The following is a 17,045-nucleotide window of genomic DNA, read 5'->3' on the forward strand; positions in this document are numbered from 1 at the left end:
TCCATTGGCGAGCAGGAATCAAAAAGGCCGCCCCGAGGGACGGCCTTGCGAACTTGCGCATAATCGCAAGCCAGCCTGTCGGCGGCCCGCGCGCGCGGGGGAAACCCGTCTTTATGTAGATACAGAAAATCTTGACGCCCTCATTAAATGTAGCTACAAGAATGGTCATGGACATTGAGTTCGATCCGGCCAAACGGGCCATCACACTTTCCGAGCGCGGGCTTGATTTCGCCGACGCCGCGATCGTGTTTTCGGGCCTGACCGCGACGGTGCCGGATGACCGCAAGGACTACGGTGAAGAGCGGTTCATCACCGCCGGCGATCTCAATGGCCGTCTGGTTGTTCTGGTCTGGACCCCGCGCGGCGCGGCTCGCCGCATTATTTCGATGAGGCATGCACATGACCGAGAAGAAGCCCTCTGGCGCGCCCGCATGGGTTGACCCGGACGATGCGCCGGAACTGACCGAGGCGTTTTTCGATCGGGCCGAGATCCGGCAGGGCGAGAAGGTCGTCCGGAAAGGTCGGCCGCGTTCGACCAACCCGAAGAAACTGGTATCGGTGCGCCTGGACCAGGACGTGCTGGACGGGTGGCGCGATACCGGCCCTGGATGGCAGGGCCGGATTAACGATGCGCTACGCAACGCACTGAGGCGGGCTGGGTGACGCGGCCGACTTGATCTGGAGCTGCTGGGTCAGCAGCGCCACCTGCACCGTCAGGGCGGCGACCTGGTCGCGCAGGGCGACGATCGTGTCCTCCCGCTCGTCGAGATCCGACTTCAGGTCTCTGATCTGGTCCGACAGGTTTTTGATCTGGTCCTGCGCGGCCCGGCCGCCGAAACCGACGAGCCACCGGACGGTAAACAGGAAGCCGCCGAATGCCGCGGCGGCCGCAGTCCACCAGGGCTGCGGCGTGATTGCAGGATCAGACATCAGGACTCCGGACATAAAAAAACCGCCTCGGGGGCGGTGGTGCGTCACGATGCGAGGCTGGCTCGCAACGAGTGATAGATCACGTCGCGCTGGGCATCGGTGACGGCGCCGGGAATGGCGACGACACCGATAAAATCGGCCACCGTGACGGACATGAAAAACCTGTTCCAGCAGACGTTGAGAATCCCGTTATAGGGATCGACCAGAAAGCCGGCCGCCGGCAGCGAGACCGTCTGCACGCCGTTGAGCCGGCATTTGAGCGTCCCCTGTCCGTCCGTCACCGACCAGACACCGGGGCCGCCCCAGCCGGACAGCAGGCGGTTGTAATGCCCGGCGCCGTCCGTCCAGCGGACATCGTATTGATCGCCCGGATAGGTGACGGTGGCAGAGTAGACGGTTGCGGTGCCGCCCTGCGGCTTGACGCTGATCGTCTGCTTGTCGAGGTCCGCGACGATCACTGTGCCGTCCGGCATCGTGATCGTCGTATTGGATGCCGACCCCGTGTCCTGCCGGAGCAACGCGCCGCCGCTGTAATAGACCTCGACCAGATTGAGGTTATTGAGGCGCAGGCCGATATCACCGCGCGCGGTGGTCGCGCCGGCGGCCTGGACGACACCGTTTGGCCCGACGATAAAATTGGTCCCCGAGTAGCTGAGGCAGGCGACGTAGTCGTCCTGCCCGATCGCAACCGTGGCGCCAAACGCCACGATCCACGAATAGTCCAGCGCCCCGTCGATCGGCAGCGCGGCATCCATCCGGTTGGCCCGCTGGCTGCCGCGATCGTAAACGCCAAAATCCGCCCCAAAATGCGGCACCCGATAGGGCACGTCCCGCGCCAGCATATAGCGGGGATAGTCGGCAGGGGTTGAGGCCGGACCCTTTGATCCGTTCTCACTCCACTGGCAGTCCTCGCCCTGATACGGACCCAGATCCCGCCCGTTACCGCTCTGGTCGTGATACCGCACCACCAGCGGCGTGCCCGCATCCCATGCATCGACCGCCGAGACATCGACGGCCGCTCCGATGCCCTGGACCGGGGATCCGCCGCCGAATCCGAACGCCCGAGTCGCCCCCTGATCCGACCGCAGCAGCGTGACGCACGGCCCGGCATAGCCTGGCACCAGACGCACCGGCCAGATCACCAGCGCGGGCGCCAGGCCGAGCACCCCGAACATGTCCACGTCAAAAAATACCTTCTGGGTCGCCGGCTTGACCTGGGCATAGATCGTGGCCGTCAGGCCGAGCGTGGCCACGCAGGTCCCGGCCGGCCCGGTATAGGTCGCCACCCGCGTCTGGGCCGCGCCGGCATCGAACGCGATTGCATTGCCGCCCGCCACCGATCCGCCGGCGCCGGCATCGTCGATCGCCGCGGTAAACGCCGTTGGCGGATCGAAATTGGTCGCGACCTGGACGGCGCAGGATGCGCCGTTGACCGAGATGCTGGTCTGGAGCGCGTAATAGACCTCGGGCGCCGGAGCGAACCACCTTTTATAGGCGGTAAAGGGCGGCGCCTCCGGACCCTCCATATAGGGGCCGTAGCGGTTGGATGAGCCCACAGGATCGGTCGTGTAGGGATACCGGTTGAGGATCAGGTTATTGCCGACATTGTAGACGTAGTCAAAATCGTTTCCGGCCGTCCACACCCCGAGGACGTATTTGTTGTCCAGGCAGGCGCGTGCATAGGCGTCGCACGCCGCGATCCATTTTTCGGCGCCCGGCTGGTTATAGGCATCGTACCAGCCGGAGGCGGTCTCGCCGACCATCAGGCGCCAGCCATATTCGGCGAGCCACGGTTTGATCAGGTCGAGCCGGCGCGGGCCGAGCGTCGCATCGACTGGCCGGCCATAGTAAAACGCATCGCCCTGCACCACGATCTCGTCCCAAAACGAGGCCATACTCCCCGTGCCGGAATCCAGATAAATATCGCTGACAAACAGCGACCGGGCGGCAGGGTCGCGCAGCGTGGCCAGGCCCGAATTGTGATCGGGCCAGTTCCAGAGCGTACCAGTGCTGCCCGAATCAATCGCGACCATCATCTGTCGGTTGACCTGCCGCACGGCGGAGAGACCGACCGCCGCATAGCGCCACCAGACCGCGTCGCTCTGGCCGGGCACATTGGACCCCAGCGGCTCAGAGTTGAGCGCCATGCACACGACATCCGGCAGATCCTGCACCAGGCGCATGATTTTCTGCATCGTGTCCGCGTAAGCGCGCTCGGTAAAAACACCATCGCCAAACGATGCCACGCATCCCTCGATCGAAAACATCGAGTTGCTGTGCTGAGAGATAAAGGATTTTATCCCATATTTGCCGAACAGAGCGACCGATTTCCGCAGCATCCGCTGTGCGACCGGATCCGGGTCGCCCCACAGGCATTGCTGGGTCAGGTCATAGGCACTGCACAGGCGCATATATCGCAGGCCCGCCTGTCCATAATACCGGGCGTAATTTTCGGTCGGCCAGCTCGCAAAACGGTTCAGCACGTTTTGCTGGTCGCCCCAGCGGGCATTTTCCGGCCCCGAAAACGAGAGATAGAGCGCATAATCGTTGATCGGATCGACCGGGGCGATCGTATCGGCCGGCGCGTATGCGGCGATATCGTCAGGGGCCTGCTCGGTGCTGCCGTTATAGGAGATCACGCACGGCACCGGAGCGGTATCGGGCACACAGCCATAGGCGTCAAACAGGACCAGATGGAAGGTCAGGCTCTGCGGGCTGGACACGTTGTCGCTGACCTCGATCTCGACCGTCGCCTGACTCTGGCCCACCTCGAAAACCGCATAGCCGCGCGCGGCCGTGTATTCGGCATACGCCACGTCCGGCCGGCCGGTGAGCTGCGCCGACGCGGAGCCATCGACGGTTGCCCATTTGACAAACGCCCGCTCGGCAGCAGGTTGGTCGAGGGAAACAGTGAATTTTGCGGTGGCCATCAGCACCCTCAGAGCGTGACGTTGTAGGGATAGGCGGCGGTAATCGTCGTGGTGCCGTCCGTCGCCGTCAGGGTCAGCGTGTGCCGCCCGGCCGTCGGTGGCGGCGTGAGCCCGTCGCCGACATAGATGGTCAGCGGGATCATGACGGCGGCCAGCACCGAGGCGTTGCCGGTAACGATCAGGCCGCGCCCGGTGTCCGTCGCGGCGACGGCCGCGCCATCTGGCCCCATCACCTGCCCGCCGGTCTCGTCCGGCTCGATCGTGACCGTCATCTCGACAAACGGGTCGGTGTTGGCGACCGTCAGGATCCCCGAAAACGGGGTGATCCCGGCCGATGGCCTGGACACCGGCAGGACCTGTCCGTCCGCCGGCAGATGCACCCAGGTCATGGCGCTGCCCACCCCCTGGACGGCGTAGGTCGCATTGACCGTCGTGCCGTCCGGCGCGGCAAGCGCCATGGCGATCGTGGCGGGGCCGGCGGCGAGCGGTCGGGCCTGAAACATGGTCTTGACGGCCGTGATCCGCTCGGCGGTGCCGGTGATCTGGAGCGTGCCGCTATCGGGCTGGGTATAGCCCCCGGCGAAATGATCGTCGAAAATCTGCAATGCGCAGCCCGATGATGTGACGGTCAGGGTCATGACCGCATTGCGGTCGCTCCCGAGATTTTCCACATGCCAGTCGGAGGCGAGCGCCCGCATGGTCGAGAGCGGGAGCTGATCCGGCGCATCCGTCGTGGCCGGCACGTCAATGGCGATTTTCGGCACGCAGGCAGGCAGCACCGCAGAGGTCACGGCGACCGTCGTTGGCGCGGCCGAGACGGCGGGCAGGGCAGGCGGCACGATCTCCAGCACGCGCGAGGCGAGCAGGCCGGTATCGTCCGTGACGTCGATATACAGATAGCGACGCGGCTGGCCCCGGCTGTATGGCGCGGCCGGGACGGTGACGGTGCCCGTGCTGTTGGTCCCGCTCGATGCCAGATAATGCCGGCCGGCGAGCGCGGTGCCGTCGCGCGTGGTCCAGCGCGCCGTGGCGGGCAGGTCGCTGATGTCCAGCGTCACGGGGATATCGGCAATCGTCACCTGCACCGTCTGGCGGCGTACCGGGTAGAGCGGCCAGCCGGACATCTGGCCGATGCCGTATCCCAAAGGTTCCGCCGTTTTGTCATACCATTTAAAGATGACATCAAAGGTTTTCGGCGGCAGGCCGGGGAGGCGCGGCGTGATCGGGATATAGGCCGCCACCTCCTGCCAGCCCGGCGGGATCATCAGGCCGCCCTCGGTGTCCTCGTAATCGGTGCCGGCATGGCCCGAGCCGTCGGCGGTCTCCCAGGTGATCGTCCGGGGGATCGTGTCGGTAAACGGCACCGTCAGCACCGCTTTGGCGGTGAGCGGCTGCACCGTGCTTGCCGTATGGGGCTTGATACCGGTGTAGATCATCCGATTGAGCACGATGGCGGGCGGCATGTTCTGGCTGTCGCCATCCCCGGCCGCCGCGATCGTCACGCCGGTTTTGGCGCGATCCATCGTCAGGGCGGTGGACGCCTTGCCCGTCCGCGTCGCAGCTTTTTCTTCGACACGGCCGCCCCCCGCGAAGGCGGCCCCCATCTCGCCGCCGGACTTTTGTGGCACCACGAAGCCGGTCCCGTTGCTGGGCCGGTGATCGTGTCCCTGATCGTTTACCGGGTGATCATGCCCGTCATCGGTGAGCGGATGCGCGTGGGCCTGCGCGGCCTGGTTGCCGCCGCGTGCCCCGAGCTGGGTGCCGTCGAGGCCCGCGCCGGCTCGCGTGACCCGACCGGCGGCCGTGCCGCCCATCGTGTCGAGGCCAAATACGGCACGCCCGCGCAGATCGGGCAGGGCAAACGTCGTGCTGCCGTCGCCGCCCCCGAAACGGGTGCCGACCACGGCAAACAGCGCGGCGTAGGTGGTGCGGCTGACCAGCCGGCCGTCGCACAGCAGCCAGCCGGGCGGGGCAGTCGGGCCGGCCATCTTGACGATGGCGCCGGCCGGAAACCAGCTTACGGGCGTATAATGGGCACTCAGCCACGCGCGATCGGCGTAGTTGGCGGCGAGCCAACCGCGATCGGCCAGGATCTGGTCGCCCGCGCGCGCCAGGCCGTCGCCATCGAGCAGCGGCAGATATTCCGCCGGCACCTCGTTGTAGACATCGACGCCGCCGGCGAAATTGAGCGGCGCGGTGCCGCCGGCCGTGGTGCCCCTGATGAGCGTGCGCGCCAGCGTGACCGGCCCGGTGACGTCCAGTGTGCCGATGCCCCATTCGGCCTGAGCACCGTCGTTCGCGAAATAATAGACCGATCCCCCGGCCGGGAATGCCGCCGCGAACAGCCGCCGGTCCTGCGGCGCGCCGTCGAGCGTAAACGGCCCCGTGCCCGGCGTCGTGGCCACCTCATGCACGAAATCTGCCAGCATGGCCGGTCTCCGTTACGCCGGCGCGCCGGCATAGATGATAAAATTGAGCATGATGGCGGGCGGCATGTTCTGGCTGTCGCCATCCCCGGCCGAGCCGATCGTGATGCCGGTCGCCGCCTTGCCGATGGTGACGCCCGTGGTCGCCGAGGCGGTGCGCGCCGTGGCCCGCTCGTCGTCGTCGCCGCCGCCGGCGAACCCGGCATCGATCTCGCCGCCGGATTTTTGCGGCACGACGAAGCCGGTGCCGCTGCTGGGCGGGTGGTCATGGCCAGGATCGTCCAGCGGGTGGACGTGGCCGCCGTCGGTCAGCTCGTGCGTATGAGACTGTGCGAGCTGACTGCCGCCGACCGCTCCGAGCTGGCCGCCGTCGATCCCCGAGCCGTCCGAGGTGACCAGGCCGGCGGCCATGCCGCCCATATTATCGACGCCAAACGCCGCCCGGCCGCGCATATCGGGCACCGCAAAGGTGGTGCTGCCGTCACCCGCGCCGTATGTGGTGCCGATCGCGGCAAACAGCGCCGCATAGGTGGCGCGGCTGATGAGCTGCCCGTAGCAGAGCAGCCAGCCGGGGGGCGCCGTGGCGCCGGGATATTCGACCGTCACCCCGGCCGGAAACCAGCCGGCGGCGGCGTAATTGTCGTCCACCCACTGGCGGTTGGGATAGTTGGCGTCCACCCATGCGCGATCGGCAAGGACCGCATCGCCGGCCCGCGCCAGGCCGTCGTCACCGATAAGCGGCAGGCACTCGGCCGGCACCTGGTTGTAGACATCGACGCCGCCGGCGAAATTGAGCGGCGCGGTGCCGCCGGCCGTGGTGCCTCGGATCGTCGCGCGGGTCAGCGTGACGGGGCCGGACACGTCCAGCGTGCCGACGCCCCATTCCGCCTGGGTGCCGTCGTCGGCAAAATAATAGACCGACCCGCCCGACGGAAACGCTGCCGCGAACGATCGCCGGTCGGGGGCGGCGCCATTGAGCGTGATGACGCCTGTGCCGGGATTGGTTGCCGTCTCCAGCACAAAATTTGCGAGAAATGATGCGGCCATCAGAGACGTTCCGTCATGGTCAGTGTGATCGAATGCCGGTCCGCCGCGCCGAACGGATTGGACAGGTCGCCGCCCGAGAGGCGCCCGAACAGCGCCTGCTCCGCCAGCGTGGTGGCGTCGGCGCCGGGGTCGGGAAGGAACAGGATATTTTGTCCGGTCGCGGCGGCACGCAGGATCTGGTCGAGCACGGCCGCGTCGGCATCGCCAAGCGACTGGTGCGCGATCGAGGCGGTGCGCTGATACCAGCGGGCCTCGACAAACTCGGTCCCGGCCAGGGAGGTCAGGCTGTCCTGCCCCAAGGCCCGGCCGACCGTGCTGTCGGTCGAGAAATTCCGCGCGGGCTGCCAGAGCGGGCCGACATAGGCCAGCGGCAGGTCCAGCCAGCCGTCAGGGTTGGTCGGATCGTTGACGGTGATCCGCACGCTGTCGCCCGTCACCGTGGCCGGCGCGACGGCAAGTGTCTGCCCGCCGACCACCGGGCCGCCCGAGGCCGACCAGACGCCCGTGGCGCCGTTATAGACCGTCACCGACCAGGTCGCGCCCGCCGTCAGGTTGGTGCGGTGGAAACTGACCACCCGGATCGGCGAGGCTCCGGACCAGGCCACGGTCAGGCCGGCCGTGGTGCGGGGCACGCGCCAGCCCAGGCTGGCCGCCCCCTGCTGGTTGCGCAGGTTGGACACCGGCAGGCGCGCGACCTGCGCATCGGCCGTCAGCGTCGCGTCGAGGACGCGATTCTGCCAGCCGAAACCACAAATTTGCATGGATCACACCACTATCTGGATCGTCACGTAGCCGTCGGTGGACTGGATCTGCTCACTGACCACGATGCCCGGCGCGCCGCCGGTCAGCCCCACGGCCGGAGCCTGGAGCCAGACTGGATCGCCCAGGTCGAGCGACCAGGCGTAATCCTGCGGCACATTGACGGCCCACAGCCGCCTCTGGATGCCCCACAGCGCCCCGTGGCGGTCTGCAATCGTCTGGGCGTCGGCCTGGCTGGCCAGCGCCGTCGTGACCAGGGCCGGATCGTTGGGCACCCGCCAGCGGGATTTGATGTCGGTCGACCACCACACCGCTGTCCGGTCGGCCAGCGCCACCAGAGACTGGCGGTCGGGCGATATCTGCGGATGCAGCGTCGAGCCGGCGGCCTGCGGGGTAAAATTGTGCTGCCAGCCGATCCGCCAGCGCCAGGTCGGCGGGCTGAGGGTATCGTCCAGGGAGACCGCCGTGATCTCGGTGATCACGTCCGCCGTCAGCGACGCCACGGGCTGGGTGGCACGGGTCGGCGCGGTCAGCAGGATCGGCCGCAGCGTGCCCGTCCGGGTCGGCACCAGCGAGAGCCCCAGCCCGGACAGCAGCGTGGTGACGGCCTGGGCGCCCGTGACGGCATCCGAGCCATCCCAATACCAGCCCCCCGGCCACGGCGTGTCATGCGACACCGCAGGCCACGCCGGGTCGATGCAGGCCGCCGGCATCGCCACATCCTCCAGGATGAGCTGGCGCAGGATATCGACCACGGCCGTCGGCGCCGCCCCGGACCGAAACTGACCGGTCGCGTCGACGGTGATTGCGTAGACCGGCTTTGTCCCGAGACGAATCCAGGTGCCGTTGCTGCCCGTCTGCACCGTATAGGTGCCGGGGGCGGGGCTGGCGGCGTAGAGATCGTCCACGGTGCCGCCGGCCGCGATCCCGCCGGCATAGCCGCCCTCATACAGGGCCGTGATCGTCGCCGGGCCGTCCGACACCTGATAGACGTAATTGACGGCGTCGATCAGGGTTGGCGTCAGGTTGCAGGCCGTGCCGCGCAGGCGGGGCATTGCCCGGCCGGACACGTTGCTGTCGCCGTCCAGTTTGCCGGTGCCGCCATAGAGGGTCACCGGCATCGTGTTGTCGAGCCAATAGGTGGCGTCCAGCAGATCGACCGCGACCGTGGTCCGATCCGGCCGCCAGCCCCGACCCAGACCAGCGAACACCGGCACCAGGTCCGCAGCCGACGGATCGACCCAGAGCCCGCGCGTGCCATCCCAATGTTTCCGGCCGGCGCGGATCCGCACCGGCAGGTGATCGTTGATCCGGGTCAGGATCGTGCTGTCCAGCGCCCCGCCGGGGTTGGACAGGGTGATCGAGCCAAACGACCGCGCCCCGCCCAGCGCATCGGCCGAGAGCGTCAGCGACCGGTCGATCGTAAACGCCTCGGAGACGTAAGGCGGATAGACATCCTCACCATCGACCAGCCCCGCGTCCGAAAAACGCAGGGTCTCGACATCCTCCAGAGCGGCTGATGGACTGACGACCACGCCGTGGGGCCGCGTGCCATAGCCCGGCGCCGATGCGGCCGACGCGCTGGTCGCCGGCCGCACGATATCCAGTTCAACAGTACGGACCTGCATCAGCGCATCGCCAGGCCACGGGTGTTCTGTTGGTAAGCGGCTTTCATGGCATCCACCGATTTTTGGAGAGTGGCGATCGCCGTCGTGACCGCCGTTGTCTGGTTGTTGGTGGCATCGACGGCCTGCTGCGCCAGTTTCGACGCCAGATTAGCCGTCAACGCCCCGGTGTCGGCGCCGGTGAGCGACTGGAGCAGTTGCGTGTTCTGCTGGAAGAGCTGGGCATAATCGGTGCCAGAGCCGTAGAGCGTTTTGCCCAGCCCAAGCTCGGTCTGCATCTCCGACTGGATCCGCGACAGGGCCTCGTAATCACCGCCCTGCGCCGCCTGGTAATCCGACATCAGCGTGGATTTCGCCGCGTCGAACTGGTCCTGCACCGACAGGGGCGATGCGTCGGACGTCAGCAGGCCCTGGGCGTAGGATGACAGGCTGGTATAGACCGACGCGACCGACTGCTGCGCCTGCGACAGATACTCTTTCTGCTGGGCGATGCTGGTGCCGTTATACTGTGCCTGGATCTGCAACCGCTCGGCCGCCAGCGTCTTTTCCAGGTCCGTCATCTGATGCTGGTAGGTGACGTTGCTGGCGTAGCTGTCGCCCAGATAGGATTCCCAGCTATCCTTGAGCTGCTGGATCTCCTGATCGCCCGAGACCTTCTGATTCAGGAGGTCGGCGCCCTTCTGGTCGCCGTTGGCAGACAAAAGCCGGGCCTGCACCGACAAGTCGGACTGGTCGAGCTGCCGGGTCTCCGACGCGATCATCTGCGCGGCGATGGCAGCGCCCTTGTCCAGCAGGACCTGGGCATCCATTCCGTACTGTTCGGCCTGCCGCGCGGCGTTCTGGTAACTGCGCGTCAGGTCATCGACCTGCGAGGACAGGCTTTCCGAACCGCTGTCCGTGATATCCAGCAGGCCCTTCAGGGTGCTGATCTCGCTGGTCAGCGCATCGGTCGAGATGCTTTTGCCATCGAGCTGCGCCAGCATCGTGCCTAGATCGCCGGTATAGCCGTCGATATGGTCGACCGTGACCTTGGTTGCGCTGTCGAATTTGGTGACATGCACGCCGAGATTGTCCAGCGCGTCGGCCGTCTGCTTGAGCGCCGTGAGCGTGCTGCCATAGGTCCCGACGGAATCAAACGAGGACGGCATGCCGCCCGCAAGGGCCTTGTTGAACGTGTCATCGCTGCTGGTCAGGCCAATACCGCCCAGCAGGGATGCAAGATCGGTCGAGCGGGTCTTGCTGCCCTTTTTGTAATGCCCGACGCTGCCATAACTGCCGTCGTCAACGGAGGCACCGACGCTGTCCAGCAGGTCGTTGATGCTGTCGAGCTGGGTCTGTAATCCAGCCGTCACGTCATCGGATGTATGCTTGGTCCGCGAGCCGCTGATCGAAAGCTGGCCGTTGGATCCGGCCACATCGTCATAGGCCCAATGCGAGGTCGAAAACAGACCGCCGATCAGGCCGCCGAGGCCGCCGAGGACAGTCCCGCCGATTGCCGCGCCCAGCGGGCCGAAAAGCGCCGCGCCGGCGCCAGTGCCAATCGCAGTCCCGGCGAGAGACCCGATTGTGCCGCCGGAGCCGCCCCCGATGCCGCCGAGCATCGAGCCGATCGACATGCCGCCAGCCACGCCACCGAGGACACCGCCCGCCCACTGGCCGGTCGAGTAGCCCGACGAACGGATCCCGGTTACCGAGATATGTTCGCTTCCGTCGTTTCCGGCATCAAAATTCGGGTTTACGTCGGTCCCTGACCCCCCGAATGGATCGCCGCTGCTGGCCGCGTTCCGGCGCATGTTGAATAATTGGCCGATGCTGAAACCAGAGGACGAGACGTCACCAGACGAGGACGTCGATGTCCCTTCGCTCAACAGGCCGAACATGTCGTCAAGCGTATTGCGCGTGCCACCGTCGATCGAGTTGAGCAGCGGGTTGATCAGGGCAAGCTTGGCGATCATCGTGACCACCTGGCTCTCGATCCCCTGGAGCGCAGATTTGAAATTCACCCCTGCGCCGGCACCCTGGATCAACGCCTGGGTGATGTCGCCGCTGATCGTGTCCGCCATCGAGGACAGCGAGCCCGTCAGGTCCGACAGGACAGCCTGCTGGTGCTGGTAATCTGCCGTAGCCTGCGCCACGGCCCCGCTCAGGGAGATAAAGTCCTGAGCTTCTTGCGGCAGCACGTCACCGTATTTCCGATGCTCGGTCAGCTCGGCCTGCATGATTGCCAGACTGACACTGCGCTGATCGGCGTTCTGCCCGATCGCGGCCGTTTCAGCCTGGATCATCGTCAGATTATCGGAAAGCCCAGCATTCTGCTGGAGCTGCTGCGCCCGCATCTGGGCTGCCGACGAGGCATCGAGTGCAGCCGTCCGATCGTTGACGGCTTTGGTGAATTGCGCTGATTTCGGATCGAAGTCCTGCAACGCCTCTGTATAGGCTTGCTGATAGTTCGTGGCATGCTGGAGAGCTGCCGCCGAACCGCCAGCCGCATCCGCAATGGCGGACTGGGATTGCGCCTGACGCTTCGCGGCATCGGTGCCATCCTGATAGGCCGCCGCGAGTTGCTGCTGGCGGGCAGTCAGGGCCTGTGCCAGCGCCTGCTGGTCAACGCCGGTTCCGCGCGCAGTATGGCCGAACTGCGCCACGATCTCGGCCATACTGCGCCAATAGCCGCTCTGTGCCTGGAGCGGGTCGAGGCCATCACGCAGACCCTGGGTGATCTTCTCCTGCGGCGAGAGTGTATTGGCCAGTTCGACGCGGGCGGCGGCGATCTTCTCACCGGTTTCCTGCCATGCGGCCGATCCTTTCGTCTGAGCGGCCAGCAGCTTTTGTTCGGAGGCGATATAGGCTTCGATTTCCGAACGCTGCTGCGAGTAGCTGGATGAGGAATAACCACCTGCATCCGTAGAGCTTCCCCCAAGGAGCGACGCCTGATCGCTGATAACCGACGCTGACGTGGCATGAGCTACCGATGCGGCCGCCCCCGGCGTGGTGCCGGAAGAATCTTTGTACTGGTGGCCGCCGCTCTCATGTCCGATCACGCCCTTGAACAGGTTCACCATGCGCGAGGGAAGGCCGAGGCGAGATGCCTCCTGGTCGATCAGCTTCGCCGTGTCGGACGGTAGGGTATCTGGGTCATAGCTGTAGACGGCGCTGTTGTAAGCATGCTGACCCGCGCTCCCGATGGCATTGCCACTGTAGTAAGCTAGGGTGTTGTCCCAATTGCCGCCGGCCCGCCGGTTGGATGCCATGAAATTCTTCAGCGCCGCATCGATGTTCCCCTGTGGGGTCATGACGTCGTAGCCGTAGGAATAGCGCGGATCGACCTGCCCGAGACCGTAATGGTGCTGGCCGGCGGCATAGTTATCCAGCACCTGCGATCCGGCCAGTCCGTCAGTCGCGGCCTGAGAGCGGCGCGGTATCAGCGAGATGACTGCCGTTACGGCATTGAGCAGGTCAGTACCGATGCTCGACGCCAACTTGCCGATTCCTTCGGTGATCGGGTCAAGCACATGGTGCAGATCCTCCATCGACCTCTGGAAAGGCGTCAGGGCCTGTTCGCTGGCCCCTTTTGTCGCATCTGCAATCCGCCCGATGACAAGGGCATAGGCTTTGCCCTGTTCACCGCTCGCCTGGAGGATTCTGACCTGCTCTACCAGCGCAGCATCCACGCCGGGCAGGTGCTGCTTGTAGAGTGCCTGGATTTCGGCCGTCGGGTCGACCATGGCCTGCTGCACGGCCTTCAGCCCGTCTTCCAGGCTACCGAATACGGTGCCGGCGTCGCGGGCGATGCTCGACAGGTGCACGATGTCCGACGACGAGCCGGTGAAATTGTAGGTCCCGCCGATCGTGGTTGCCGCCGAACGCGCATTGGCCGCATTCCAGCCAGGCATGTTTCGGAGGCTCTCGGACGCGGACGTGATGCTCCCGGCCATGCCGGCTGCATCGTCCCGCGTGGCGCGCAACTGCGTCGACAGTCGCGCCAGCCGCGACTGCTCGTCTTCGGCGTGCGCTCCCAGCTCATAGAGCGCCAGTCCAGCTACACCGGCACCGACCGCAAGGCCCGCCGGTCCAGACAGGGCGGCGCCCACTAGGCCGAGCGCATTTTTCAGGCCGCCCATGGTCTGGATTGCGTTCGGGGCCTGATAGAACGCCGCTGTCATGGCGCTGCCGCCTGCGAGGATCTGGTCGGCGAATTTATGGGCCTCGTCCGCGAGGATCCCCATCTGGTAGCCTGACAGCTTGTGCGCCTGCGTCAGGTCATCGACTGCCGATCTTGCCTTGCGGGCAGCAGCGACCTCATTTTCCAGCCCGGCTACATGAGCCTGGAGGCTGGCAACCGACCCCTCAGCATCTTCTTGGGATAGACCATCGGCCATGGCGGCTTTCGCCTGTGCCTGAGCCTGCGCGAGGCGGTCCTGCGCACGTTGCAGCTCAAGCAGCTTGCGCGCGACAAGGTCTACCGACGAACTCATCCGGAGCAGCGACGTCGCCGATCCATCGAAACCTCGCCGCAGATCCGCCGCCGTTCCAGACGCGGACGATGCCATGCCGCCCATGGCGCTGGACGCCTCCTCGAATGCGCGCGTGGTCGCATCGGCTTTGTCCTGTAGGCCATCCAGATTCCTGGCTGCGCTCTCGGTGCCCTCAGCCGTCCGGTCGGTCACGTTGACGATATTGTCGATTTCGTTCGCGATGACCCCAGAGACCGTGGCCATGACTACATCCTTTGATTGGTGAGGATCAGCGTGGGATAGAGGAGCTGCTGCCCGGCCTGCCGGTCAGGGCGCCGGGAGGTGTAGGCATCGTGCTTGCGCGCCCAGGACTTGGCCTTCTTGTCCCAGGTCAGACCCGACGCGACGCCCGCAGCCCGCAGGATGTAGGGGACAGGGTCGCCACGGGCATCCTTGCCGCCCTGGAGGGCCTTGTAGGCTTTTGCCGCCCGCACCGACTTGAAGCGCCGCATGGTGGCCTGGCGCACCGCTTCGATCAGCCCCGGCGGGATGCGCGTCCGTTGCCCGCCGACCTCGATCTTGCGCGAGTACGGGGTGGTGTTGGTGATCCAGACTTCCGACCCGGTCGGGATCGTGGCGGGCGCATCCGTCCAGGCTTTGCCATCCACGAGGACCACCCAGCTATCGCGGAAATTTCCCTGGCCGACCGGAGAGCGCCGGCGGCATTCCGAGAGAGCCCAGTTCGCCGCCTGCGCGATCTCACTGAACACGTAGCGGATGATACCGCCCTGTAGGGGGACAGTCTCTTCCGCCGCGCCCCGAATGCCGTCCGTGTAGGTGGTGTAGACGGATCCGGATGTCTGTCCGGCACCGATCGCATCATCGCGCAACTGGCGCGATTTCCTGGCCACCATGGATCGCAGCTCGGTGCTGTTGAGAGCCGCCGCCGTGTTGAGGTGGATCTGGTTGCGCACGACCTGGGACCAGCGGACTGACGACGCCCGACGTGCCATGATTTCCCCCTGTCAGGCGAAGAATGCGTCTACGCCGCTTTTGATCTGTTGCGCTCGAATGGCGAGAAACCGCCGATCCATCGCCAGGACGAGGTGGCGGGTGAAGGCGGCGTGGGAAGCGTGCAATGCGTGGTTTCTGCACCAGGCATCGATCTCGTTCACCGGGATGGCAGACGGCTGGGCGACGATGCGGATTTTCCCCATTCCTGCGCCGAATCCCTCGGTGGAACTGCCCCGCGATCCGCTCAGTTCGTGCCAGCACCGCCAGGGCATCATGCACCATGGCTCCGGATCGATCCGGCACGACCAGCCGTCCAGCGCCTCCCAGTCCTGATCCGGGGGGCGTCTGCCGTCATATTTGTTGACGGCAGGCCCCCAGATCAGCAGCCATTCAAGCGCAGCCGTCAGTTTTTTTCCGCGTCCGCCAGAACCTTCTTTTCCTCGGTGCCCACCGAAGAAACGGCCTCCAGGGTCAGGCGCAGCAGGATGACATTCTCACGCCGCGTGATCATGTCGCGGAAGGCGTCGATCGTGATCGCCGCGCCATCATCGCCTTCCAGATCCCTGACATCGATCAGGCATTTTTCGCCCAATGCCTGGGCAACGCAGCGGTCGTCGATCGAGGGCGGCAGATCCTGCGGCACGGCGCGGACATCGTCGCGCGTCAGCCCGGCGTTATACTCGATCGTCGCCAGGCGGCGCAGCTCCCACAGACGGTCGGAGTAGGCATCGGTCATGCCGCGCGTCACCAGCACGAAGCGGTCGGATTTCGGGCCGACTTCGACCTCGGTGCCGTCGGTGATCGCGTCGGCGTGGCGGGTAAATTTGCTCAGACGGGCCATGTTAATTTTTACTCTCGCGATTGAGGGTTGGGATCAGCCGCCGGCAGGCGGCGCGGGCACGATCTTGGTGATCGTAAAGGTGCCGCCGGCGTCGGCCGGGTTTCCCTCGATCGTGAAGGTGGCCTTGACTGTCTGGTTGGACTGGGAATTCGGGATCTTGGGGCTGCGCAGGGCAGCGTTGAGGAATTTCAGCTCGTAGCCATTCCCGGTAGCATCAGCGATGCGCACGACGATCTCGCCCTGATTGCCAGCGATCGCGTCCTGATACTGTGCCCAACTCCGGAAATAGAACTCCAGGGTGCCGGCGGCCATGAAGCGGCCCGCTCGCACGCCGCAGGCATCTGCGTGGCCCATGCCGTAATCGTTGGCGGCGCCGTCGCGTGAAAGCGTGATCGTGGCCTGGGTGACGCATCCGTCCGGCGCCACACCATTGACCGTGCAGGAGAGAAAGTTCCCGACGGTGTCCATGACCTTGGTGGTCGTGGGGGCGGTGACAGACGTAGCGATGTCGGCGTCGGAGACGATTTCGTTCTTGCTCAACAGATCAATGCTGACGGCAGCGTACTGACCCTGCTGAAACTGGAACTGTGCCTGGCTGACCAGCGATCCCGGATAGAGAACGAATTTCCCCAGGATTTTCCGGCGTACCGTATAGGTTTTGCCGAGACTGCCATTGGTGATCGCGCTATCGGCCCAGTCGGCCCCCATCACGCCGGCGATCAGATCATCGTAAGTGCCAGACGAAAGCGCACCTGAGATGGTGCCCGATGCCTGTACCTGCGTCAGGACAGACTGGGACGCCTCGGCCACGCCATTGATCTCGTCGGGCCGCGACGTGGACTGGGTGATCGCCAGGGATTCGCCCGTGATGCGCAGCGCCTGGTAGGCCACGGCTGGGGACGTCCCGTATGTTGCCTCCTGTGCATAGTCCAGGCGCGTGTCATTGGTCTGCGCGCCGGCCGCAAGGCCAGTCGTCGCTCCGGTAAAGGCCATGATTTTACCTCATGAAAAAAGCCGCC

Annotated in this window: 13 protein-coding genes; 2 read left to right on the top strand and 11 right to left on the bottom strand. The window is 65.6% G+C overall.

The features are described 5' to 3' along the window. Nucleotides 1-167: 167 nt before the first annotated feature. On the top strand, nt 168-440 hold the full coding sequence (locus HLH25_RS07990; RefSeq protein ID WP_182973542.1) for a BrnT family toxin: 273 nt from the start codon (nt 168-170) through the stop codon (nt 438-440). Continuing rightward, nucleotides 400-663, top strand: coding sequence for a BrnA antitoxin family protein (locus tag HLH25_RS07995; protein ID WP_182973543.1), 264 nt, complete (start codon nt 400-402; stop codon nt 661-663). The genes HLH25_RS07990 and HLH25_RS07995 overlap by 41 nt, the downstream gene beginning before the upstream one ends. Here HLH25_RS07995 and HLH25_RS08000 read toward each other — a convergent pair. From HLH25_RS08000 to HLH25_RS08050, 11 genes are all read right to left on the bottom strand, one after another. Beyond that, nucleotides 634-930 (bottom strand): hypothetical protein, encoded by a 297-nt coding sequence (locus tag HLH25_RS08000; RefSeq protein WP_182973544.1) that lies wholly within the window; start codon nt 928-930, stop codon nt 634-636. The two genes, HLH25_RS07995 and HLH25_RS08000, sit on opposite strands and share 30 nt — an antisense overlap. A gap of 44 nt (nt 931-974) precedes the next feature. Then, nucleotides 975-3,860 (bottom strand): cellulase family glycosylhydrolase, encoded by a 2,886-nt coding sequence (locus tag HLH25_RS08005; protein ID WP_182973545.1) that lies wholly within the window; start codon nt 3,858-3,860, stop codon nt 975-977. A gap of 8 nt (nt 3,861-3,868) precedes the next feature. Then, nucleotides 3,869-6,289 carry a tail fiber protein gene (locus HLH25_RS08010; protein ID WP_246401642.1) on the bottom strand — a complete coding sequence of 807 codons (2,421 nt, stop codon included), beginning with the start codon at nt 6,287-6,289 and terminating at the stop codon, nt 3,869-3,871. Between the two features lie 12 nt (nt 6,290-6,301). Further along, nucleotides 6,302-7,333 carry a phage tail protein gene (locus HLH25_RS08015; RefSeq protein WP_182973546.1) on the bottom strand — a complete coding sequence of 344 codons (1,032 nt, stop codon included), beginning with the start codon at nt 7,331-7,333 and terminating at the stop codon, nt 6,302-6,304. After that, on the bottom strand, nt 7,333-8,094 hold the full coding sequence (locus HLH25_RS08020) for a hypothetical protein (protein ID WP_182973547.1): 762 nt from the start codon (nt 8,092-8,094) through the stop codon (nt 7,333-7,335). Before HLH25_RS08020 ends, HLH25_RS08015 begins: the two co-directional genes overlap by 1 nt. Before the next feature lie 3 nt (nt 8,095-8,097). Continuing rightward, nucleotides 8,098-9,720: a hypothetical protein gene (locus tag HLH25_RS08025; RefSeq protein WP_182973548.1), complete on the bottom strand. Its 1,623-nt coding sequence runs from the start codon at nt 9,718-9,720 to the stop codon at nt 8,098-8,100. Further along, nucleotides 9,720-14,435, bottom strand: a complete 4,716-nt coding sequence (locus HLH25_RS08030) for a phage tail protein (protein WP_182973549.1) — start codon at nt 14,433-14,435, stop codon at nt 9,720-9,722. Before HLH25_RS08030 ends, HLH25_RS08025 begins: the two co-directional genes overlap by 1 nt. 2 nt (nt 14,436-14,437) lie before the next feature. Then, nucleotides 14,438-15,184, bottom strand: a complete 747-nt coding sequence (locus HLH25_RS08035; RefSeq protein WP_182973550.1) for a hypothetical protein — start codon at nt 15,182-15,184, stop codon at nt 14,438-14,440. A 12-nt stretch (nt 15,185-15,196) separates the two neighbouring features. Then, complete coding sequence (locus tag HLH25_RS08040; RefSeq protein ID WP_182973551.1) at nt 15,197-15,460, bottom strand: hypothetical protein; 264 nt, start codon at nt 15,458-15,460, stop codon at nt 15,197-15,199. A 128-nt stretch (nt 15,461-15,588) separates the two neighbouring features. Next, the gene (locus HLH25_RS08045) at nt 15,589-16,026 is read right to left on the bottom strand and encodes a hypothetical protein (RefSeq protein ID WP_182973552.1); all 438 of its coding nucleotides are present in this window, start codon (nt 16,024-16,026) and stop codon (nt 15,589-15,591) included. Nucleotides 16,027-16,059: 33 nt separating this feature from the next. Then, complete coding sequence (locus HLH25_RS08050; RefSeq protein WP_182973553.1) at nt 16,060-17,019, bottom strand: phage tail tube protein; 960 nt, start codon at nt 17,017-17,019, stop codon at nt 16,060-16,062. Nucleotides 17,020-17,045: the final 26 nt, after the last annotated feature.

Origin of the sequence: Gluconacetobacter dulcium (genome assembly GCF_014174165.1) — a bacterium.
Taxonomy (GTDB): Bacteria; Pseudomonadota; Alphaproteobacteria; order Acetobacterales; family Acetobacteraceae; genus Gluconacetobacter; species Gluconacetobacter dulcium.

Bases quoted from the DNA above. Each gene is read 5' to 3' on its own strand.
- HLH25_RS08000 (WP_182973544.1), bottom strand. From the start codon at position 930: ATGTCTGATCCTGCAATCACGCCGCAGCCCTGGTGGACTGCGGCCGCC.
- HLH25_RS08015 (WP_182973546.1), bottom strand. From the start codon at position 7,333: ATGGCCGCATCATTTCTCGCAAATTTTGTGCTGGAGACGGCAACCAAT.
- HLH25_RS08030 (WP_182973549.1), bottom strand. From the start codon at position 14,435: ATGGCCACGGTCTCTGGGGTCATCGCGAACGAAATCGACAATATCGTC.
- HLH25_RS08020 (WP_182973547.1), bottom strand. From the start codon at position 8,094: ATGCAAATTTGTGGTTTCGGCTGGCAGAATCGCGTCCTCGACGCGACG.
- HLH25_RS08040 (WP_182973551.1), bottom strand. From the start codon at position 15,460: ATGATGCCCTGGCGGTGCTGGCACGAACTGAGCGGATCGCGGGGCAGT.
- HLH25_RS08005 (WP_182973545.1), bottom strand. From the start codon at position 3,860: ATGGCCACCGCAAAATTCACTGTTTCCCTCGACCAACCTGCTGCCGAG.
- HLH25_RS08045 (WP_182973552.1), bottom strand. From the start codon at position 16,026: ATGGCCCGTCTGAGCAAATTTACCCGCCACGCCGACGCGATCACCGAC.
- HLH25_RS08050 (WP_182973553.1), bottom strand. From the start codon at position 17,019: ATGGCCTTTACCGGAGCGACGACTGGCCTTGCGGCCGGCGCGCAGACC.
- HLH25_RS08025 (WP_182973548.1), bottom strand. From the start codon at position 9,720: ATGCAGGTCCGTACTGTTGAACTGGATATCGTGCGGCCGGCGACCAGC.
- HLH25_RS07995 (WP_182973543.1), top strand. From the start codon at position 400: ATGACCGAGAAGAAGCCCTCTGGCGCGCCCGCATGGGTTGACCCGGAC.
- HLH25_RS08035 (WP_182973550.1), bottom strand. From the start codon at position 15,184: ATGGCACGTCGGGCGTCGTCAGTCCGCTGGTCCCAGGTCGTGCGCAAC.
- HLH25_RS07990 (WP_182973542.1), top strand. From the start codon at position 168: ATGGACATTGAGTTCGATCCGGCCAAACGGGCCATCACACTTTCCGAG.
- HLH25_RS08010 (WP_246401642.1), bottom strand. From the start codon at position 6,289: ATGCTGGCAGATTTCGTGCATGAGGTGGCCACGACGCCGGGCACGGGG.